The 21,311-nt window shown below is 67.0% G+C and carries 15 protein-coding genes; 13 read left to right on the forward strand and 2 right to left on the reverse strand.

What is annotated here, in order from left to right; genetic code table 11:
- Positions 1 to 8: 8 nt before the first annotated feature.
- Positions 9 to 1,181, forward strand: coding sequence for a glycoside hydrolase family 26 protein (locus Q9R02_RS14955; RefSeq protein ID WP_305997507.1), 1,173 nt, complete (start codon positions 9 to 11; stop codon positions 1,179 to 1,181).
- Here Q9R02_RS14955 and Q9R02_RS14960 read toward each other — a convergent pair whose 3' ends face one another.
- Positions 1,182 to 2,123, reverse strand: a complete 942-nt coding sequence (locus Q9R02_RS14960) for an NAD-dependent epimerase/dehydratase family protein (protein ID WP_305997508.1) — start codon at positions 2,121 to 2,123, stop codon at positions 1,182 to 1,184. It abuts the gene before it with no gap.
- Positions 2,124 to 2,257: 134 nt separating this feature from the next.
- Here Q9R02_RS14960 and Q9R02_RS14965 point away from each other — a divergent pair, with 134 nt between their 5' ends.
- The 9 genes from Q9R02_RS14965 (at position 2,258) to Q9R02_RS15005 (ending at position 12,582) form a co-directional block, all read left to right on the forward strand.
- Positions 2,258 to 2,977 carry a TetR/AcrR family transcriptional regulator gene (locus tag Q9R02_RS14965; protein ID WP_305997509.1) on the forward strand — a complete coding sequence of 240 codons (720 nt, stop codon included), beginning with the start codon at positions 2,258 to 2,260 and terminating at the stop codon, positions 2,975 to 2,977.
- A gap of 70 nt (positions 2,978 to 3,047) precedes the next feature.
- Positions 3,048 to 4,616, forward strand: a complete 1,569-nt coding sequence (locus tag Q9R02_RS14970; RefSeq protein WP_305997510.1) for a DUF2079 domain-containing protein — start codon at positions 3,048 to 3,050, stop codon at positions 4,614 to 4,616.
- Positions 4,613 to 5,335 (forward strand): hypothetical protein, encoded by a 723-nt coding sequence (locus Q9R02_RS14975; RefSeq protein ID WP_305997511.1) that lies wholly within the window; start codon positions 4,613 to 4,615, stop codon positions 5,333 to 5,335. The genes Q9R02_RS14970 and Q9R02_RS14975 overlap by 4 nt, the downstream gene beginning before the upstream one ends.
- Positions 5,336 to 5,694: 359 nt before the next feature.
- Positions 5,695 to 7,542 (forward strand): molecular chaperone DnaK, encoded by a 1,848-nt coding sequence (gene dnaK, locus Q9R02_RS14980; RefSeq protein WP_305997512.1) that lies wholly within the window; start codon positions 5,695 to 5,697, stop codon positions 7,540 to 7,542.
- 2 nt (positions 7,543 to 7,544) lie between these two features.
- Positions 7,545 to 8,186 (forward strand): nucleotide exchange factor GrpE, encoded by a 642-nt coding sequence (locus tag Q9R02_RS14985; protein WP_305997513.1) that lies wholly within the window; start codon positions 7,545 to 7,547, stop codon positions 8,184 to 8,186.
- 432 nt (positions 8,187 to 8,618) lie between these two features.
- Positions 8,619 to 9,572: a DnaJ C-terminal domain-containing protein gene (locus Q9R02_RS14990; protein WP_305997514.1), complete on the forward strand. Its 954-nt coding sequence runs from the start codon at positions 8,619 to 8,621 to the stop codon at positions 9,570 to 9,572.
- A 10-nt stretch (positions 9,573 to 9,582) separates the two neighbouring features.
- Positions 9,583 to 10,002 (forward strand): heat shock protein transcriptional repressor HspR, encoded by a 420-nt coding sequence (locus Q9R02_RS14995; RefSeq protein ID WP_305997515.1) that lies wholly within the window; start codon positions 9,583 to 9,585, stop codon positions 10,000 to 10,002.
- A 60-nt stretch (positions 10,003 to 10,062) separates the two neighbouring features.
- Positions 10,063 to 11,103, forward strand: coding sequence for an NAD(P)-dependent alcohol dehydrogenase (locus Q9R02_RS15000; protein WP_305997516.1), 1,041 nt, complete (start codon positions 10,063 to 10,065; stop codon positions 11,101 to 11,103).
- A 240-nt stretch (positions 11,104 to 11,343) separates the two neighbouring features.
- Positions 11,344 to 12,582 carry a benzoate/H(+) symporter BenE family transporter gene (locus tag Q9R02_RS15005; protein WP_305997517.1) on the forward strand — a complete coding sequence of 413 codons (1,239 nt, stop codon included), beginning with the start codon at positions 11,344 to 11,346 and terminating at the stop codon, positions 12,580 to 12,582.
- 1,233 nt (positions 12,583 to 13,815) lie between these two features.
- On the opposite strand, the gene Q9R02_RS16535 is transcribed toward Q9R02_RS15005, so the two are convergent.
- The gene (locus Q9R02_RS16535) at positions 13,816 to 14,409 is read right to left on the reverse strand and encodes a type I-E CRISPR-associated protein Cas6/Cse3/CasE (protein WP_367575479.1); all 594 of its coding nucleotides are present in this window, start codon (positions 14,407 to 14,409) and stop codon (positions 13,816 to 13,818) included.
- A gap of 229 nt (positions 14,410 to 14,638) precedes the next feature.
- Between Q9R02_RS16535 and Q9R02_RS15010 the strand changes: the two genes are divergently transcribed.
- From Q9R02_RS15010 to cas3g, 3 genes are read left to right on the forward strand one after another with little or no spacing between them, the layout of a single operon-like run.
- The gene (locus tag Q9R02_RS15010) at positions 14,639 to 15,940 is read left to right on the forward strand and encodes a type I-G CRISPR-associated protein Cas7 (protein ID WP_305997518.1); all 1,302 of its coding nucleotides are present in this window, start codon (positions 14,639 to 14,641) and stop codon (positions 15,938 to 15,940) included.
- A gap of 9 nt (positions 15,941 to 15,949) precedes the next feature.
- Entirely contained in the window at positions 15,950 to 17,272 is a 1,323-nt protein-coding gene (csb2, locus tag Q9R02_RS15015; RefSeq protein WP_305997519.1) for a type I-G CRISPR-associated protein Csb2, read from the forward strand.
- On the forward strand, positions 17,269 to 21,126 hold the full coding sequence (gene cas3g, locus Q9R02_RS15020) for a type I-G CRISPR-associated helicase/endonuclease Cas3g (RefSeq protein ID WP_305997520.1): 3,858 nt from the start codon (positions 17,269 to 17,271) through the stop codon (positions 21,124 to 21,126). Before csb2 ends, cas3g begins: the two co-directional genes overlap by 4 nt.
- Positions 21,127 to 21,311 lie beyond the last annotated feature (185 nt).

Below are 21,311 nucleotides of genomic sequence, written 5' to 3' on the forward strand. Positions count from 1 at the left end.
CTGGTGGGATGCGTACCACCACCAGACGGGCTCTCTCCGCCGCGGCAGTGGCGCTCGCCGGAGTGCTCTCCTCCTGCTCAGCCGGCTCACCCGGCCCTACGGCTTCGGCCTCCTGCGGTGTTCCCGCGCGGACCGAAGGCACCGGTTCGGGCGTGTCCTACGGCGTGAACCTCGACTGGGGCCACCAGCAGCTTGCCGACTACGCCCAGGCGCTGGGCCACCACCCCGCCGTCGCGGTCTCCTTCTCCGGGTTCCCGTTCACGGACACGGACCGGACGAACGTCCACGGAGCCGCGGACCAGGTCAGACGGCAAGGGGCCACACTGCTGCTCACGCTGGAACCGCACCGGGGCCTGGCGGCCGCTTCGGACCCGGGCGTGCTGAAGGATCTCACGGACCTCCTGACGGAGATCAACCGGTCCGGTGTCGGCGTGATCGTGCGCTTCGGCCAGGAGATGAACGGCTCCTGGTACGAATGGGGCGAGCAGCCCACCGCCTATGTGGCCGTCTTCCGCAAGGTCGCGGCGGCTGTGCACGCCGCGCCGTCGAGCACCACCATGTGGGCCCCCAACTATGGCGGCGGGTACCCGTTCGCGGGCGGGAAATACCAGACCAGGAAAGGGACCGGCGACTTCGCGGTCCTGGACACGAACCACGACGGCGCCGTGGACGGCCGGGACGACCCGTATGCCCCGTATTACCCGGGCGACGCGGCGGTGGACTGGGTGGGGATGTCGCTGTACCACTGGGGGAACGCGTACCCGTGGGGCGCGAATGTGGTTCCGGAGCCCGGCAAGTTCGTTCAGCAGCTGACGGGCACGTACAACGGCGCCGGCGGGAACGATCTGGCGGTCCCGGACTTCTACGCCGAGTACGGCGTCGGCCGCAAGAAGCCGGTGGCGATCGCGGAGACCGCGGCGCTGCTGAACACGAGCCAGGGCGCCGGTGATGCGCTGGCGATCAAGCGGGCCTGGTGGGGTCAGATCTTCAGCGCTGATGTCAGAGCGAAGTTCCCGGCGCTGAAGATGGTCAACTGGTTCGAGTGGGACAAGTATGAGACCGAGGTCAAGGCCCAGGTCGACTGGACCGCCATCAAGGATCCCGCCGTCCGCGCAGCCTTCACCGCGGCGTTGCCGTCCTGGTTGAGCTATGGGAGCGGTCAGTCCTGCTCGCAGGGCTGATCACGGGCGGCCACGCCACCAGTCCACCGTCTCCTTGGCCGCCTGTTCCAGGGGCGTCGGGGCCAGGCCGAGCAGCTCCTCGCTGACGCTGGAGTCCATCACGAATGGCCCGGTGAACTGGTACGACGTCTCGTTCAGCTCGCGGATGGATTCCATCGCCAGCCCCAGGCCCTTCATGAGCCAGCCGGGGATCGTGCTGACCTTCGCAGCGGGGGCGCCGGCCGCCGTCGCGAACGCCTGCGCCATCTCGCGTTGCGTGACCGCCGGTCCGGTGGGTGCGTGGAGGACGCGATTCCAGAGTGCTTCGTTCCGGGCCGCGGCGATCATGGCGGCTGCGAAGTCCGGGACGTAGGTGAACGAATGCGGCTGTTCGGTGGACCCGATCACCTGCACGCTCTTCCCCGCCATGACCTTCGGGACCATGCGCTCGCCGGCATGGGCGCCGAGCGCCCGCGGCCCGAAGTAGTCGCTGCCCACCACGCTGACGGTGTGGGCCGAGTGAGCCGCGCGGGCGGTGAGCAGTTCGGTGCGGACGCCGCGCTTGCCGCCACGGGCGTCACGCGGGCTGTCCTCCCGCATCACCTGATCGGGCCGGCTGTACGAGTACAGGCTTTCCGGGAAGACGACGACGGCGCCCGCTTTCTCCGCCGCGTCCAGCACCGTGCGCTCGGCCCGGGGCAGCTCGGCGCGCCACGCGCGCTCGGTGTAGGCGCTGCCGTGGATGCAGTGGAAGACGGCGCGGACGCCGTCGAAGTGCGCCGCGAGCTGGGCGGGATCCGAGACATCGGCGCGGACCCGGCGGACGAGGGGGTGCTTGGGACCGCTGCCGGAGCGGGTGAGGACGGTGACCGTGTGGCCCTGATCGGCGAGCTGCGCGGCGACGGTCCAGCCGATCGCACCGGCGCCGGTGACGAGGAATTCGGGGGTGGTTTCCGGTGACATGGGGTGCTCCTGGGGTGTGGTGCGGATTTTGAGAGCACTGCTCTCTGAATTCAGAATGAGCTTCGATGTCCACAAAGTCAAGAGCAGTGCTCTCAAAAGTTGACACCGCTCTCTCTGGTGGAAACCATGGAGGAATGTCAGCCGAAGATTCCCCCGCCAAGAAGCCGGGCCCCCGCGAGCGGGCCCGGGCTCAGACCATCGCCGACATCATCGGACTTGGCCGGCGCCACCTGGCCGAACACGGGGCGTCGGCGCTGTCCTTGCGGGCGATCGCCCGGGATCTCGGGGTGGTGTCGTCTGCGGTGTACCGCTATGTGGAGAGCCGCGACGAACTCCTGACGCTGCTGCTGATCGATGCCTACAACGAACTGGGCGACGCGGTGGACCGGGACGTGGATGCACTCGCTGAGGGGGACTTCCGGGGGCGATTCCTGGCGCTGGCCCGCGCTGTCCGGCACTGGGCCGTCCAGGAGCCGGGCTCGTACGCGCTCCTGTTCGGCAGTCCTGTGCCGGGTTACCGCGCCCCGGGGGACCGGACCACCGAGCCCGGAACCCGGGTGATCATGCGCCTGGTGGGCATCCTCGACGCCGCCCACCGCGCCGGTGCGCTGACCGCGGTGGCGGGTGGCGCCGTCGTGCCTCAAGCGCTGGCCGGAAACCTCGCCGCCGTGCGCGACGAACTGGGACTCGATCTTCCGGAGGAGGTGCTGGCGCGGGGCGTGCTCGTGTGGACGTCCCTGTTCGGCGCGGTGAGCTTCGAAGTGTTCGGGCAGTACGGGCCGGACACCTTCCCGGCGCGGGAGGAACTGTTCCAGCACCAGATGGAGACGCTCGCGGGGCTTGTGGGTCTGTAGGGAGGCCTCGAGTTCCCAGAGCGCCGGGCCGCGCCGGGTATCGTGGGGAGGTCGATGAGGGGATAGACAAATGGCGCTAGACATTGCCGCACAGCCAGACCGTGTCACCACCGGAGCAGAGACCCGGCAGCGGCAACGTCTCGTCAGTGCGGTCCGGAAGCCGTTCGGACCCGAGTTGCGGTGGGTCACAGCGCTCACCGTGGTCGTTGTGGCCGTGTATTCGACGGTCTCCTCACTGCGCTTCAACCGGTTCGAGTCCGCGGGATACGACCTTGGGATCTTCGATCAGGTGGTGCGCCAGTATTCGGCCTTCATGGCCCCGTACAGCGAGATCAAGGGCCTCGAATACAACATCTTCGGGGACCACTTCCACCCGATCATCGCTTCCCTGGCTTCCCTGTACTGGATCTGGAATGATCCCCGAATGCTCGGCATTGCCATGGCGCTGCTCATGGCTGTGTCGGTGTATCCGGTCTACCTTTTCGCCAGGCCGCGGTTGGGTCACTGGCCGGCGTTCGTGGTCGCCGCCGGGTACATCTTCTGGTGGCCCATCCAAGGGCTCGTGGACTTCGACTTCCACGAGATCGCTTTCGGCGTGCCGCTGCTCTCCTGGATCATCCTGGCGGTGGACCGACGCCGGTACGCGGCCGTCACGGTCCTGTCCGTGATTCTGCTCGGGGTCCGGGAGGACATGGGATTCGTGGTCATGGCGATCGCCCTTGTGCTGCTTTTGCGCCGTCGGTGGAAGCTGGCCCTTGGCCTGTTCCTGCTCGGCCTGGGAACCTATCTGGTGGTGACCGGCAAGGTCATTCCGCACTACAACGTCTCCGGAAGCTTCGGGTACTGGGTGTACTCGGGCTTGGGCCCCACCATGGGGGCGGCGATCATCTTCATCGTCTCCCACCCGCTGAAGACCCTCGCGATCCTCTTTGACCACGACGCCAAGCAGGTCCTCTGGGCCTCGCTGTTCCTGCCGGTGGGGCTGCTCCCGCTCGGGTCCGTCTATGTGCTTCTCGCCGCTCCCATCCTCCTGAGCAGGTTGCTGAGCGACCGGCCTGGAACCTGGTCCACCGGATTCCAGTACAACGCGATCCTGGCGCCCGTGCTGGTGATGGCCGCCGTGGACGTGCTGTTCAAGGTCATGAAGCGCTTCCCCCGGCTCCGGTGTGCACGGTTCTGGGGTCCGGGGTTGTTTGTGGCCACTGTCGTTGCCGGGATCGCCCTCGTCCCGTCGATCTTCCCGCTGAACAAACTCGTCACGGGCGAGGCCTTCACCTCCACCGCGCACATGGGCGCCCAGCAGCGGATCGTCAACATGATCCCGTCCGGCGTCTGCGTCGAAGCCGATGACCGGCTGGTGCCCCATCTGACCAACAGAACTGTCGTCGGTTTGGTCGGCAGACAGGTGGACTACGCGAGCTGGGCGGTCATCGACTTCGATCAGGACAACACAGGCGGCGGTGGGGACGGCAACTACACGCCTTTCAACGGCCTCCGGTACAAACAAGACCACGGCTTCCAGGAGGTCTACCGACAGGACAACATCGTCCTGCTCTATCGCCCATATCAGTCAGGCCAAGGAGCGCCGGCTCACTGTTCGAGCCCCTACCTGGCCAGCCTTTACGGGAGCGGAAAATGATCCCAATCCTGAGCCCTGCAGTCCCTCGTCATCAGATTCTTCGCATTGCCGCTGCGACGAGCCTCCTGGCCGCGACCCTCTCCGGGTGCGCCAATGAAGCCCTGGCTCCGCTGGACGTTTCACGCGTGGAGTCGAAAACGCCGGCCGATTCGATCTCTTATGCGGCCGGCGTCTACGGCGGCTGGTGGGACAAGGCTCCATTGCCCGGTCAGCCCGCGAATCTTGTTCTCTACAGCACCAAGACCGGTCGGGTCGTCCAAACAGTCGGTTCCCCAGATCCGCTCAGTGCCAAGAACATGGAGTCGCTGAAGAGTCCGAAGTGGGCGGAGAATCTCATCATCGTCATGGATCCCTCGGCGAACTCTGTCGTTGACGCCTTCGCCATTGACGCGAATGGGAATCCCGCCAACAGGTCAACCCGCGCGGTCAAGACCGGTGGCTACGACGGCTGGTGGAACAGCACACCCGCTGACGGCCACACGGCGGGACTCCCGGTGGAAACGGTCCAGGTCAATACCGACACCAGCCAAGTCGTCGACGCGTACAACCGCACCACGAAAATCACCCGCGTCTCCTATACCGTCGTCCCCGATCCTGCCTGGCCCAAACACTCGATCGTCATCATCGACACCAGCACCGGCAAAGTCATAGCGAACTTCAAGATCAACGCCGACGGCTCCCCGATGGGGAGCGGTGGCCGCGGAGATGTGGCGAGATAGCGCCGGGATTTCCAAAGCGCCTGAGTCGGATTGCTGTCGTTTCCGGCGCCCGAATTCGCTCCGGGTGTGGATATTGCCGCGCCGGAAGGAAGTCAGGGCGCCGGAATCGCTCGTGGGGCTGTGGCGGGGCGCCCGTCTTGACTCCCGGCTCCCCGATTGGGGCGCCCAGCGTCCGTGCGGGCGCCTGGGTGCCGGACCGAGCGCCGTCGTGCATTCCGCGCCGCCGTTCGCCCGCAGTGAACTTGAGCGTACTCGACTCAACTTCGTTTGACACCCGGAAGCTTAAGAGTAAAGTTGAGTGCAGCGCGCTCAAGGATTGGGCGCAGACCACTTCATTCGGCAACGGAAGGAAACACAGCATGTCCCGTGCAGTAGGCATCGACCTCGGAACCACCAACTCGGTCGTGTCCGTCCTGGAAGGTGGCGAGCCCACCGTCATCGCCAACGCCGAAGGCGGCCGCACCACGCCGTCCGTCGTCGCGTTCTCCAAGACCGGCGAGGTCCTGGTCGGCGAGATCGCCAAGCGCCAGGCCGTCAACAACATCGACCGCACCATCGCCTCCGTCAAGCGCCACATGGGCACCGACTGGACCGTGGACATCGACGGCAAGAAGTACACGGCGCAGGAGATCTCCGCCCGTACGCTCATGAAGCTCAAGAACGACGCCGAGGCGTACCTGGGCGAGAAGGTCACCGACGCGGTCATCACCGTCCCGGCCTACTTCAACGACGCCGAGCGCCAGGCCACCAAGGAAGCCGGCGAGATCGCCGGCCTGAACGTCCTGCGCATCGTCAACGAGCCCACCGCGGCGGCCCTGGCCTACGGCCTGGACAAGGGCAAGGAAGACGAACTCATCCTGGTCTTCGACCTCGGCGGCGGCACCTTCGACGTCTCCCTGCTGGAAGTCGGCAAGGACGATGACGGCTTCTCCACCATCCAGGTCCGCGCCACCGCCGGTGACAACCGCCTGGGCGGCGACGACTGGGATCAGCGCGTGGTGGACTACCTGCTGAACCAGCTCAAGGTGAAGGGCGTGGACCTGTCCAAGGACAAGATCGCCCTCCAGCGTCTGCGTGAGGCCGCGGAGCAGGCCAAGAAGGAACTCTCCTCCTCCACCAGCACCAACATCTCCCTGCAGTACCTCTCCGTCACCCCGGACGGCCCGGTGCACTTGGACGAGTCCCTGACCCGCGCCAAGTTCCAGGACCTGACCAAGGATCTGCTGGAGCGCACCAAGAAGCCGTTCCACGACGTCATCGCCGAGGCCGGCATCAAGGTCTCCGACATCGACCACATCGTGCTCGTGGGTGGTTCCACCCGTATGCCCGCCGTCTCCGAGCTGGTCAAGGAGCTCGCCGGCGGCAAGGAGCCCAACAAGGGCGTCAACCCGGACGAGGTCGTCGCCGTCGGCGCCGCCCTGCAGGCCGGCGTCCTCAAGGGTGAGCGCAAGGACGTGCTCCTGATCGACGTGACCCCGCTTTCCCTCGGTATCGAGACCAAGGGCGGCGTCATGACCAAGCTGATCGAGCGCAACACCGCCATCCCCACCAAGCGGAGCGAGACCTTCACCACCGCGGATGACAACCAGCCGTCCGTGTCCATCCAGGTCTTCCAGGGCGAGCGCGAGTTCACCCGGGACAACAAGCCGCTGGGCACCTTCGAGCTGACCGGCATCGCCCCCGCCCCGCGCGGCGTGCCGCAGATCGAGGTCACCTTCGACATCGACGCCAACGGCATCGTGCACGTCTCCGCCAAGGACAAGGGCACCGGCACCGAGCAGTCCATGACGATCTCCGGTGGCAGCGCGCTGTCCAAGGAGGACATCGAGCGCATGGTGGCCGACGCCGAGGCTCACGCCGCCGAGGACAAGAAGCGCCGCGAGGCCGCCGACATCCGCAACTCCGCCGAGCAGCTCGCCTACTCCACGGACAAGCTCATCGCGGACAACAGCGACAAGCTGCCGGAAGAGGTCAAGACCGAAGTCAAGGCCGACGTCGACGCCCTCAAGGCCGCCCTCGAGGGCACCGATGACGACGCCGTGAAGGCCGCGTTCGAGAAGCTGCAGGCTTCCCAGACGAAGCTCGGCGAGGCCATCTACGCCCAGGCTCAGGCCGGCGAGGCCTCCCAGGACGGCGCCGCTTCCGCCGGTGCCGCCGAAGAGGACATCGTCGACGCCGAGATCATCGACGAAGACGAGAAGAAGTAACCATGCCGCACCACGGTAACGAAGCAGAGCACGGCTCCGGGACCGGGGAAGAGCGCCAGGAGCCGGTCATCCGGGACAACCGCAAGGTTGACCCGGTGACCGGCGAGGCGCGGCACCCCGAGAGCGCGGAGCAGGGAACGGACGCGCACGACGCCGGCGCCACAGCTGACGCTCTCAGCCAGGCCGAGGAGATCCTCAACGCCGCCGGCGCTGAGGCGGAGGCCGCCCCGGCGACCGCCGAGGCCGAGGAACTGCGCAACGACCTGCTGCGCCTTCAGGCCGAGTACGTCAACTACCGCAAGCGCGTGGAGCGTGACCGGGCCGTGGCGGGCGAGATGGCCGTGATCGGCGTCCTGAACGCGATTCTCCCGGTCATGGACGACATCGACGCGGCCCGCGCCCACGGCGACCTGGCCGACGGCCCGTTCGCCGCGATCGCCGCCAAGCTGGAGAACACGCTCAAGACCTATGGCCTGGAGCGCATCGAGGAGACCGGCGTGGAGTTCGACCCGAACATCCACGAGGCCCTCATCCAGCAGCCGGGCGAGGTCGACGTGGACACGGTCAGCCAAGTCCTCCGGGCCGGCTACCGCACCTCCGCCCGCGTCCTGCGGGCCGCACAGGTGATCGTCGCGGTTCCGTAAGGGGTTGCTCGCCTGAGGCGCCGCGGCGCTTCGGTTGGACAGGGGGCGGTGCCCGCTTCGCGGTGCCCTCCACACCGCCGCCCCCTGTCCAACCACGCGCCACTCGCGGCGCCGCGGGCACCTCACCTTGGGCGCCCGCACGATGACATACCCCGCAGGACGCGGGCGGACGTCCACCGGCCGGAAGCCCTGGTTGGGTTAAGGAACGGCCCGGGGTATCTTCAAACCCCAAGTACGGCGTTTCTTTCCTGCCCAGGCTGGAAGGCGGCGCTGTGTGGTCCGCAAAGGTGACGTGACCGCGTCAGGCGCGTGGCTGTATATGGGGCCGCGGCGTGGCGGGCACCGCGAAGCGGGCACGGCCCTCTACTCGGCCGAAGCGCACCCGGCCACCCGCAACGCAACTACAGACTTAGAACAGGAAAGGAAACGCCCTTGGCAAGCCAGGACTGGGTTGAGAAGGACTTTTACGCAATCCTTGGTGTCGCCAAGGACGCGTCCGACGCCGACATCAAGAAGGCGTACCGCAAGCTCGCCCGGAAGTACCACCCGGACACCAACGCCGGGGATGCCGAGGCGGAGAAGAAGTTCAAGGACATCACCGAGGCCAACTCCGTGCTGTCCAACCCGGAGGACCGGCAGCAGTACGACGCCATCCGCGCCATGGGCGGCGGGGCGCGCTTCGCCCCGGGTGGCCACAACGGCAACGCGGGCGGCTTCGAGGACCTCTTCGGCGGCATCTTCAACCAGGGCGGCCGGGGCCGTGGCGGAGCCGGTGGCATCCCGCCGGAATTCGCCGACCTCTTCGGCGGCGGTTTCGGCGGTGGCTTCCAGCAGGCGCCCACCAAGGGTTCGGACCGGACCGCGAGCACGTCGATCTCCTTCAAGGGCTCCATCCAGGGCACCACGGTCAGTCTCCGGGAGGTCGACGGCAATGTCATCGACGTCAAGATCCCGGCCGGCATCAAGGACGGCCAGAAGGTCCGCCAGCGCGGCAAGGGCAACCCCGGCGCAGCGGGCAACGGCGACCTGATCATCACCGTCAACGTCAAGGAACACCCGTTCTTCAAGCGCGACGGCAACAGCATCCGCATCCACGTGCCGGTGAGCTTCAACGAGGCCGCGCTCGGTGGGACGATTGAGGTGCCGACCATGGAAGGCGACAAGGTCAAGCTGCACCTGCCCGCCGGGACCCCCGGCGGCCGCACGCTGCGCGTCAAGGGCCGCGGTGTGAAGACCGCCAAGGAGACCGGCGATCTGCTGGTGACGGTCGACGTCGTCGTCCCCCAGAAGCTGAACGACGAGGCCAAGGAGGCCATCGAGGCGTTCGCTGCCGCGACCGCCGGTGAGGATCCGCGCGCGGGTCTGGCTGTCCGCGCCGCACTGTAGGAGGTGAGCCATGGCGATCGATCTGAATCAACCCCTGTTCGTGATCTCGGTTGCCGCCGAGCTCGCCGAAATGCACCCGCAGACACTGCGGCAGTACGACCGGCTGGGCATCGTCTCGCCGAGCCGTGCGCCGGGCAAGGCGCGCCGCTATTCACAGCGCGACGTCGACCGCCTGCGTGAGGTGCAGCGGCTCTCCCAGGAGGGTGTCTCCCTGGAGGGCATCAAGCGGATCCTGGACCTGGAGAATCAGGTCGCGGCCTTGCAGGCGCGGGTCCGTGAGCTGACCCAGGAACTGGAGCGGCGGCCTTCCGCCCCCGAGTCGCGCGTGTTCGCGGCCGGGATGGCGGCGGGCGACGTGGTCTCCCTGGCCCGCGGCCAGCGCCCCGGCCCGCGGAGCCAGGCCGTGGTGGTCTGGCGCGGACCCAGATAGTCCACCTGGTTGGGGCATAGAGTGGATCTGAAGCCATACGCCACCGCGAAGGAGTCCCCCATGTCCACGGTCGCCGCACTCGCCGCCCCCTCCGCCACTGAACCGCTCATCCGCACCACGGTGGAGCGGCGCGAACTGGGCCCGCACGATGTCCTGATCGAGATCAAGTACGCGGGCATCTGCCACTCCGACATCCACGCCGTCCGCGGCGACTGGGGACCCGTCCCGTACCCGCTGACCCCGGGCCATGAGATCGCCGGGATCGTGGCCGCCGTCGGCTCCGAGGTGACCACGCGCGCCGTCGGTGACCGCGTCGGCGTCGGCTGCCTGGTCAACTCCTGCCGCGAATGCGAGCAGTGCCTGGCCGGCCAGGAGCAGGACTGCCTGAACGGCAATGTCGGCACCTACGCCTCCGTGGACCGCGACGGCACCGTGACCCAGGGCGGGTACTCCACCCACGTCGTCGTCAATGACGCGTTCACGCTGAACATCCCGGACGGCATCGGGCTCGACGTCGCGGCGCCGCTTCTCTGCGCCGGCATCACCACCTACGCGCCGCTGCGTCGCTGGGGTGCGGGGCCGGGCAAGAAGGTCGCCGTCGTGGGCCTGGGCGGGCTTGGCCACATGGCCGTCAAGCTCGCGCACGCGATGGGCGCCGAGGTCACAGTGCTGTCGCAGTCGCTGAAGAAGCAGGAGGACGGCCTCCGCCTGGGAGCCGACCACTACTACGCCACCAGCGATGAGAACACCTTCACGGACCTGAGGAAGAGCTTCGACCTCGTCCTCAACACCGTCAGCGCCAAGATCTCGCTGGACGACTACCTGCGCCTGGTCAAGCCGCACGGCGCCATGGTGTGCGTGGGGGCTCCGGCCGAGCCGCTCGAGGTGGGCGTCTTCAGCCTCATCAGCGGAGCCCGCACGCTGGCCGGTTCCAACATCGGCGGCATCCGTGAGACCCAGGAGATGCTCGACTTCTGTGCCGAGCACGGCATCGGTGCGGACATCGAGCTCATCACGGCGGACCAGGTCAACGAGGCCTACGAGCGCGTGCTCGCTTCCGACGTGAGGTACCGCTTCGTGATCGACGTCGCCACGATCTGAGTCCGGGCCGCCGCCAGAGGAACGACGACGCCGGGAGCCGCGCGGATCTGTCCGCGCGGCTCCCGCTTTCGGTGCCCCGGATTCTCCTGGGTGTGGATATTGCCGCGCCCAGGTGAAATCAGGGCACCGTTTTCGTGGAACGGATGCGCGGAGAGGCCGGACTGGGCGTATAACGGATCCAGGACTGCCCGGCGACGGCTCATGCGTCAGGCCCGGCGGTCCAGGGTCCGAAGGAGCGCCATGACGAGGGGGAAGACTCCGCTGCTGGAGCGGCCTGGCCTGCGTCCGGCCTCTCCGCGGGTGTTTCTCCGAGACCTGGAGCCGGCGTCGTTCAGCAACGCCCTGATCGGCACCGTCTTCACCGTCACCGGGCCCGTGGCCGTCATCCTGGCCGTCGGCCGGACCGGCGGGCTCAGCACGGCCCAGCTGGCGTCCTGGCTGTTCGGGGTCTTCTTCTTCGGCGGGGTCCTGACGATCCTGGCCTCGCTGCTCTACCGGCAGCCGCTCGGTTTCGCCTTCACCATCCCCGGAACGGTGCTGGTGGGAACCGCGCTGACCCACCTGAGCTGGCCGGAGGTGGTGGGAGCGTTCTTCGCCACCGCGGCGCTCATGCTCCTCCTCGGCCTCAGCGGGCTGGTCCGGACCGTCATGTCCGCCATTCCGCTCCCGGTGGTCATGGCCATGGTGGCAGGGGTGTTCCTCAAATTCGGCACGGACCTGGTGGCTTCCGGGCAATCCGACCCCGGACTGGTCCTCCCGATGATCCTGGCATTCGTCCTCCTGACCGCACTGCCGCGTCTCGGACGGTTCCTGCCGCCCGTGCTGGGCGCTCTGCTGGTGGGGGCGGCCGCCGTCGCGCTGTCCGGGCGGTTCAGGCTCCAGAGCGCCGGCGACTGGTTCGCCGCCCCGGTCCTCACCACGCCGGTCTTCTCGCCGCAGGCGCTGCTGGAGCTGGTGGTCCCTCTGGCCATCACGGTGCTGGTGGTTCAGAACGGACAAGGCACAGCCGTGCTGACTGCGGCCGGCCACCGTCCGCCGGTGAACGTGTGTGCTGTGGTGTGCGGACTGTTCTCCTTCGCGAACGCCTCGGTGGGTGGCGTCTCCGCCTGCCTGACGGGACCCACCAACGCGATCCTGACCTCGTCGGGGGAGGAACGGAAGCACTACTCCGCGGCGGTGCTCTACGGCGTGCTGCTGGTGGTGTTCGGTCTCTTCGCGCCCGGGTTCGCGGCGCTCATGCTCGCCGCGCCGCCGTCGTTCATCCTGGCACTGGGCGGCATCGCGATGTTCCGCTCGCTGCAACAGGCGTTCGTGGCGGCGTTCCGCACGGACTTCACGCTCAGCGCGCTGGTGACGTTCGTGGTGACGGTGTCAGGGCTGAGCGTCGCGAACATCGGCTCGGCGTTCTGGGGCCTGCTGCTCGGCTTCGCGGTGTCGTGGACGATGGAGCGCGGGGATCATGGGAGGGAGAATACATGAGCTGAACGGATCGGGTGGCGGATTCTGAATGCCTGGAGGCGGACGCCGCGGCGAATAAAGTCGAATGAAATCGGGCCAGTGCCGCGGTGTTTCCGCTGGTGGAGAAGAGGAACGTCCCCGAGCGCGGGGGTAAAGGCTCCTGATGGCCGGCACCCCACTGATGGGACGAGGAACGTCCCCGAGCGCGGGGGTAAAGGCAAGGCGATCCCTGGCCAGACGTGGGCTGACATGGAACGTCCCCGAGCGCGGGGGTAAAGGCGCGTCCGCCGCTACGACGAGTACCGGTCCTGGGGAACGTCCCCGAGCGCGGGGGTAAAGGCAGCGTCCGGAAGATCGAGCAGAAGCTCGCGATGGAACGTCCCCGAGCGCGGGGGTAAAGGCGCCATCACCGATCTTGTGGCCCGGGAGAAGTCGGAACGTCCCCGAGCGCGGGGGTAAAGGCTCCTTGAGAGCATCACCGGTCTTATCGATCCCGGAACGTCCCCGAGCGCGGGGGTAAAGGTCTTGGCCTCGTCGTCGGTGATGGTGCGGGCGAGGAACGTCCCCGAGCGCGGGGGTAAAGGGCTCGGCTTCGGGTACACGGTCACGAAGGATGCGGAATGTCCCCGAGCACGGGGGTAAAGGCTACGGCATCGAAGTCCTCTTCGGCGGGTCGTGGAAATGTCCCTGAGCGCGGGGGTAGAGGCCACACACATGGGGGCGCCTGCAACAGGACGTCGGAATGTCCCCGAGCGCGGGGGTAAAGGGTTGGTCCGGTTTCACCCGACCTCTGCGGTGAGGGAATGTCCCCGGGTGCGGGGGTAGGGGCCAAGCAGAGGAGCCCCGGCCGGTCGCCCCTGCGGAATGTCCCCGAGCGCGGGGGTAAAGGCAAGGACAGGACTCCAATCGCGCCGGAGACGATGGAGTGTCCCCGGGTGCGGGTGCGGGGGCGAAGGTTCGATCTTTTTCCCGTCGAGAATCCACACGCGGGAATGTCCCCGGGCGTGGGGATAAATGCCGCTGGTACCAGAGGCCCGTGAACGCGCCCTTGGAAAGTCCCTGGGTGCGGGGCAACGCCGTGCGCGTCCGCGGGGGTGCCGTGGGCGTGGAGTGAGGCATACTCGCTATCCGGTCAGGGCAAACGCATGACTGAGCCAGAATTCAGTCACCCCGCCTTCGCGGGTGCCCGAGGGCTTTGCTTCTGCACCCTACGCGGGCCCATCCTCAACCCCTGGGTCGGCAGGGCTCGAGCGGCTAGACGCCAATAACTATGAGTCCGTAGCCGTAGGATTTTCCACGGCCGACACCCTGTTCCCACGCCATGAGGGCTCGCGTGTTGTCGACTACCAACGCTTCGCCATGCAACTCGATCCAAGGAATCGGAGGCCGGCCGTCGCCGAAGGGTTCTTCGCCCATGGTGGCCACGGGTTGCTCAAGGAACAGAAACCCGTTGCGGCTCATCTTCTCGAGGGCCCAGGTTTTGCGCCGATTCCGTGGAATCGGAAGTGTGTCCCGAGCGGTTCTCGAGTTCTCCGGGAGGAACCCTGGAGCTCTGTCCGTGTTTTCTTCGCAGGCCAAGCGGACTGAAAGCCGCACAGTGCCTCTGAGTGTTGGGAGCTGGACAGGATTCAGGGACTCAATTCGAGCCAGGCGCGCCGGCTTGCATGGAGGAATCACTGAGCGCACTAGAACATGTCGGTCCTCACGGCGAAAGAGGATGCCGGCAGCTTGCCGCGGATTGCCGTCGGGCAGATTGTGAGGAAAGAGCTCCATGGTGGTCTTATGAAGGCCGCCCGGAGTGATTGTTCGCTCAGAAGAGCGGATCGAAAGGATCGTCTCAAATGGCATGGCCAGACCTCGTTCCAGAGGGTTGCACCGCTACGGGACTCGGTGCCGCCTCCATCCAAGGTCTCTCTCGGGCGTCCTTCTGTCAAGAAGTTCTGGAAATGTGCCTGCGTAGAGTGAAGAAAAAGAAATCGCGAAAATTCCCTCCTTGACCCCTGGCACCCCTGCGCGCACCCTGGAACCATCCGGCGTGCCGGTGGTCGGCACGCCGAAGTCTTCAGGGAGGCTCGCGATGAGCGACATTCTGGACACCATCAAGCGCAAGATTTCCGAAGGGGCCGTCAGCCTTCGGTTCCGTGACGAACTGGAACCGACCGCAGGACACGGCCAGACCTTTCAGCCACCCACCTACCCTGCAGAAGCAGACGGCAGTCGCTACGCCACCTGGGTCCAAGGACTCACGGACTCCTCCGGCGAACCACGCTTCGAGAACGGGCAACGCCTCACCACCTTATCCGTCCTGGTGGACGCTGAGGCCAGTCAGAGCAATCGCGCGGAGGAGGCCCTGGCCAGCCTTGTCGACGAGAAGATTCTGAGCCTTCCACGCCTGGAACTCGTGGTGAACGCCGGCGAAGTTCCAGAACTCAACTACTTCACCGGCCAACGCCTGTTCACCAATCTGAACACCCCGCATCGCGAGCAAGATCCCATCTTCCGCTTCGCACTCGTATCGAAAGACGTCTACAAACAGCTCCGCCCCGACGAGGACCTCTCCGAACTCGCAGAAGTCGAACCTGGCATGGTGCCCTTCGCCCGGACTGGGCTCGGGAGATCGATAATCACCACCTCGGCCGATGACTTCGGTCCCCTTCTCCGGTACGCGGCACCCTCGCTGGTCTACGGCTTCTGGCATTCCTACAGCACCGGCCAGAGCGCAGAACGTCCCCGTCTGGCCCGGCGGTACAGCTCCACGATCGTGGCTCACGACGCCTTCCCCGTACGCAGCAGCTCCGTCAAAGCGGCCCTCTTCAACGAAGGAAATGACATCCACGTCGGAGCATCCGCCGCGGACGAACTGCTCTTCGACGTCTTTGCCCCGGGGACCAAGGACGCGGGAAAGGCTTCCGCGGTGGGGGCCGGCGCGATTCCCGGACACCTCGGCGACAAGGGATTCACCGCGCAGCGGATCGACTGGATATCGACCATCAGCGTCCGGGGCCTGCTTGCGATCCCCCTCGGCCTCGATACCACCCCCGAGCAGCGGTCCGCCGTCGCCGCCGCCCTCATGATCCTGGCCGTCTCCGGCCGCGCACACACCGGGCTGTTCCTTCGTTCCGGGTGCGACCTCGCCCGTGTCCCCGGGACCAAGAAGATTGAGTGGATCATGCGGGACGGGACGGTCGAACTCTGGGACCTTGACCCATCGCCGCAGGCGATCCAGGAAGCCTGGGACCAGGCAAAAGCTGAACTTGCCGAACTCGGCGGCCCCATCATCGGCGACGCGTCGGACACCATCCGCCTGAGCCTCTCGCCCGGCTACCGGAAGCTCATCGATGACTCCAACACCCCCAAGCCGATCTTCAAGGAAGCTTAGGCGGCCGCCTTGGATCGCCGGCCGGACGCGGCGGCCGCCCCGCCGTCGTCGTTTCAGATTCATGTGGACTTCCTCCACAGAAAGTACGACGCCGCCCGCGCGGAGGGCGGTGACGCGGAGTGGCCGCCGCATCCCTACAGGCTGTTCGGAGCGCTGCGCAGCGCGGCTGCGGCTCTTCGGATCATCCACGGGGCCGAAGCGGAGGCGCGGGCGTTGGCCGTTCTGCGCAAGTTCGAGCGCTGTCCAGCCCCGGTCGTCTGGGCCCCGGCCGCCGAATTGCAGCGCCACGCCACTTTCGTGCCGGTCATTCCCGACGGGCGGTCGGCCAAGAACGCGCCTATTGACGTCGGAAAACATGACAACCGGACCAAGGCCAACGCCTACCCGGACATCAGCACCAGCCGCGGAAAGAAGTTCCTTCAGGCTGCGATCCCACTGGCACCGACCGTGGTCTTCGACATTCCCCGTGGGGAACTCGACGCCGGTGACTTCGAGGTCTTGGACGAGCTGCTGATGGAGATCCCCTACCTCGGGCGTTCGACGTCCCCTGCGCTACTGCGGAGGACCGAGACATGGACCCCTGCACCGGGCCTGCGAGAGTACCGTCCGGGGGCCGGCCATCTGGTCCTTCACTCCTGGCGGCCCGGGACCCTGGACGGCCTGGAACAGAAGTGGGTGGCCCTGACCCAGGTCCGGCCCATGGGAGGCCGCGTGGGCGGCCAAGCCGTCAACTATCTGCAGTCCGAGAACTGGGAGAAGCTCCGGTGGATGGCCTTCGAACCGCGGGACGCGATGCCATACCGGGCCCTGCGCGGCGCCAAGCAGGACATGCAAGGCCTGCGGCGGAGTCTCCCCGACAGTGCGGTGCCCATCCTTCTGGCGAACGTCGGCAACAAGTACGCCAACGGACGTCTGGGCCTTGCGGTGCACGTTCCCGACGAACCTGCGCTTCTGGTTGAGGTCGGGCAGGCCCTGCTGAGCAGGGGGTGGCAGCCGGCCGGCTCCGGGCGGTGGCTCAGCCTGAGCCATTGGACCCGTTTGGCGCAGATCTTCGCGACTGCCACCCCGGTCTGGGACACGGAACAGGACGCTGGCACGTTCCGCGGGAAGATCGAGCGCCAGCTCGCCGGCTGGGGTGAAATTGAGGAACTGGCCGTGTCGAGACACCCCATGCTGGCCGGTGGAGAGAGCCTGCGGGTGAGAGACGCCTGGCATGTGGCGGTGAAGTTCTCCGCGGCGCTGTCCGAATCGCGGTCGCCGAGGACGCTCCAGGACGGTCATGGGTTGCTCCTGCCGTTGGGCCCGTCCCACTCGGGAGGAGAGCGGTCGTGAACGATTGGGGAATCGCAGAATTCCGTGACTTCTACCAGAGCCTTTATCCGGACGGCCGGAAGCTCTACCGCTGGCAGGAACGCCTTGCCGCATCCGTCCTGGAGACCGGGGAGTGGCCGGGTGCGATCGAGGTTCCGACCGGCCTCGGCAAGACGTTCACGGTCATCCTGGCGGCCTTCGCCACTGCAGCTTCCCGGAACGCCCCGACCCGGATCGTCTACGTGGTGGACCGCAGAACCGTGGTGGATGCCGCCTACCAGGAGGCGCTCCGTCTGCAGGAGGCGCTGCGTCAAGCGCTCAGCGGTCACGGGAGCGACGGCGTCTTGCGACAGGTCGCCGTCGCTCTACAGCGGCGGGCGGGCCTGTTCGGCGAGCTGCGGCAGGGGGACGTCCTTCACGTGTCCCGGCTCCACGGAGCGGCACCTCGTGACCGCGACTGGCGGCGTAGTCCGGTGACCCCTACCATCCTGCTCGGCACCGTGGATCAGATCGGCTCGAGACTGCTGCATCGTGGGTACGGGGTTTCCGAGCGGACTCGCTCCTTGGAAGCAGGACTGCTCGGGATGGATGCCCTCCTCCTTCTCGATGAGCCGCACCTGTCCGTTCCCTTCCTCCAGACTCTCCGCGCCATCGACCTCTACCAGCAAGGGACGCCGGACGGGCCTCGGCGGAAGCTCTGGGCCGGGACGGACCGATCACTCCGGACGGTGGTCCTGGGCGCCACGCTCCCGCGTTCCGAAGTGGTGACGTGCGAGTCGGCGTTCCAGCTCACGCCGGATGATTTGGCCGAGCCGCGCGTCCATGAACTGCTCTCCGTGAGAAAGGACTTCCGGATCGTCAAACCCCGGAAGGGGCTTCACACGGATGAGGTCAAAGCCGCAGTGGGCCGCGGTGCCACCCGCCTGGCGGTCATGGTCAACACCGTGAGTTCCGCCCGGAACGTCTACGACGAACTTCAGGAGTCTTCCGAGGCCGGGCGGTTGTGGAACGTGGAGCTTCTGGTGGGGCGCGCACGCCCGCTGGATAGAGAACACACCGACCAACGGGTGCTCGATGCCGCAGGGCCCGGCGCGCCGACCGCCCTGCCGACGCCCGTCGTCGTGGTCTCCACCCAGACGCTTGAAGTCGGCGCGGACCTGAGCTTTGACTTCCTCATCACCGAGGCCGCGCCGTGGCCCAACCTCGTCCAGCGCGCCGGCCGGCTGATCCGCCGGGCCGAACACGGATCCGGTGAGATGGTCGTCGTCGACGTCAAGGACGTCCACCCCGCCTATGGGGACGCGACGGCCACGACGACGGCGGCGCTGCGCCAATGGCAGGCATCGTCGCCACAGGCGCATCTCGGCTACCTGGGGATCGCCCAGGCGATCCGGGATGGCGTGGTCGACGGCGCGTGCCATCCTCCTGCCGTCGCGGCTCCCATCCTGTTATGGGAGCACCTGGCCACGTGGCTGCAGACCTGCCCGGCGCCCGTCGTCGACATGCCCGTGGTGCCGTTTCTCCACGGCTCCGCGGACATCGCCGACGACGTGCGGCTGGTGTGGCGGCAGGGTCTCCCTCCGGGGCAGGAGAATGAGGGCGCGGTCCGGGCGATCATGACGGCGCTCCCCGTCCGGGATGGGGAGGAGCTCGAAATCTCCGTGGCAGCGGCGCGGGCATTTCTCCAGAGGGCGCGCTGGGCCCATTCCCCCGAAGTCTTTGATGACGTGTCCTCCGGAGCGGTACCGATCACGCAGCCGGAGAAACAGCAGCCACGGAGGTACTGGGTCCAGATGGGGAACGGCTGGGTGTGGCAATCCGGGCCGATCGGCCCCGGCGCCAGAGTGCTGGTCGACGCCGCGGAGGGTGGTCTGCTTCTGCGGGAGCCCAAGGGACTGATCGGGGCCGGGCTGGCCTGGAAGCCCTCTGCGTCTGCGGAAGTCCCGGATCTGGGGGACGGCGAGGGTAACGATTCGGTCCACCGGGTCCGTCTGGGTTCTCTGGCCGCCCAGGCATCCCGGGATGGCTGGGCCGGCGGTCGGAGCTTAGCTGAGCTTGTTGAAGCCGTTTCCAAAGAGTTCGCCGGGCAGGCATTCGATCCAGACCTCGGGGAGTGGGCCCGGCGGGAGGAACTGCTGAAAGAGCGGGCCCTCGCGCTGCTCGACGACGCCGGCGTCAGCGGGGCACAGGAACGGGGAACCGATGGCGTGATTCTGACAAGGATCCCCGGAACCGGTGACCAGGCTTTTGAATGGGTGCTGTCCTGGGGGCAGGCCAGGGAACCTGGAGCGCGGGGGACTGTCGAATCGGCTGAGCAGGGCCTGCGTGAGCACTCTCGTGACGTGATGAGAATGGTGGAGGACGGGGCACACGAGCTGCGTCCCGAGTTTCTCAGGGCGCTACAGACGGCGGCGGCCTGGCATGACCACGGAAAGGCCCGGGCCGGGTGGCAATGGTCCGTAGGGAACTACGATCCGAACACCATCCTCGCCAAGAGCGGAGGAACCGCCAGACGGACGAACAGATCCGGGTACTCCACTCTGCCAGGCGTCGAGCCCGGCTGGAGACACGAGGCGCTGTCCGCGGCCAGGCTTGAACAGGCCGGGGGAGATGCGCTCGCGATTCACCTGGTCGGGTCCCATCACGGGGAAGGGCGCCCGTTCTACAGGATGACCCTCGACCATGCCGAGAACCACGTGCCGGCGTACGGCCAGGCAGCGAGGTTCCATCGGCTGGTGAATGAGCACGGCCCGTGGGGCTTGGCATACCTGGAGGCCGTGCTGCGGTTGAGCGATTGGGCCGTGTCCGCGGCACCCCGTGGAACGCCGGTAGCGTCTCGAAGCGTTCAGTCCGTTCCGGAGTTCGGGGACGCTTGGCCCGAAACCGTCCTTTCTGACGACAGCCCGCAGGCTGCTGCCGCGGCGCCGCGGCAGCGCGAGACGGTGCTTCGAGGTCTCGACGCCGGCAACCTGGCCGATTACTGCACCGCCGTCGGGCTCTTGAGAGCCCTTGCCCGGAGAGACAGCGGCGCCACGCTGCGCTGGAAGGCCGGGAGCGCGGTCATCGCCGACGACGGCGGCAGCTCGCGGGGGATGCTGTGGGACGCGATGGTGAGGTTGGGGGAGTTCTACGCGGAACTCGAGGAAAAGCTGGGTGGAACGATCACGGCAGGAAGGTCCGGCCTGCCCACGGAGGAATTCCGGCGGGTGGTGGCACCGTTCGCGGGGCTGGTGGCCGACGACGTCGAACGATGGATCTCCGGATGCCATCTCGAATGGGTGAGACTGACCTCCAAACCCGATCACGTTGCGGGCAATGTAGCGGCCATCTGGACGCGTGGGAGGAGCGATCCGCTCAGCCACATCGGAAAGGCTGTGGCCGATTTCGAGCTTGTGAAGGACCTGCGCGGGCGCCGGGCTGCGCAGTTGTCGCAGCTGTTTGAGGCCGTGGATCATGCGCTTCAATCGTCGCAGGGTGAACTCCACCTGCTGAGGTCGGAAGCAGCGAAGATGTTCGGGATGGATTACCGCTCGGCGTCCTATCGTGCGAAGGCAGATCAGGACAGCGGATACATTCCGTTCCTGGTGGGGATGGCGCACTACGGGTTCAACACGGTGTTCCGGCCGAGGGGGCGGCGGAGGGCGGTTGGGGTGACCGTGAGGTCGAGGATTCCATCGGTACATTTGTGGCTCAATGCCCAGCCGCTGACCTTGGAGGCGTTGCTGGACGTCCACCGTGTGGTTCCGTCGAGCGAATGGCTGGGAGCCGGAGGGCTGCACCTTTGGGCCACCGAGCAGAAGGTCTCCGAGGATGTGTCCTACTACCGGGCGGCGGAGCCGTTCGTGCGGAGTGATCAGCCAGGAGGACGGCGATGAGTTGAAGCTGAATCGGTGGGGCTGGAGATGTTGCGCCTGGTCAGGAAGTGGGCGGTCCCTGTGGGTGGGGGTTGAGGTCTACAGCTGGTTCGGCGGGGCAATTGCGCTCGGGGCGGTCCCTGTGGGTGGGGGTTGAGGGGAAGCTGGACGTCCACCTGGCCAAGGCGGGGAGGGCGGTCCCTGTG

The organism is Arthrobacter horti, from assembly GCF_030731045.1.
GTDB lineage: Bacteria > Actinomycetota > Actinomycetes > Actinomycetales > Micrococcaceae > Arthrobacter_E > Arthrobacter_E nanjingensis.